1 protein-coding gene is annotated in these 314 nt (G+C 72.0%); it reads left to right on the forward strand.

Features of this window, described 5'->3' with window-relative positions; translation table 11 throughout:
• Positions 1 to 142 precede the first annotated feature (142 nt).
• The coding region (locus ACSNOH_RS35245; RefSeq protein WP_436725512.1) for a bifunctional ornithine acetyltransferase/N-acetylglutamate synthase at positions 143 to 314 on the forward strand (172 nt) is incomplete at its 3' end.

Here is a 314-nt window from a genome sequence, read left to right on the forward strand (position 1 = left end):
GGGGTGGCGGGGGTGGCGCCGTGAGTGTGCGCCGGGTCATCGCGACCCTTCTGGCACGGCTGGTGCCGTGCGACACGACTAGGAACGCGACAAGCAGCACGACGAGCAACGCAACGAGCAAGCGGGCGGACAGGGGGACGCTGTGAGCGTCACGGCAGCCAGGGGCTTCGAAGCGGCGGGCATCGCCGCGGGAATCAAGGAGAGCGGGGCCGCCGACCTGGCCCTGGTCGTGAACAGGGGGCCGCGTCTGGCCGCTGCGGGCGTGTTCACGGCCAACCGTGTGAAGGCGGCGCCGGTGCTGTGGTCGCAGCAGG

The sequence above is a fragment of the Streptomyces sp. URMC 127 genome, assembly GCF_051386535.1.
Classification (GTDB): Bacteria; Actinomycetota; Actinomycetes; order Streptomycetales; family Streptomycetaceae; genus Streptomyces.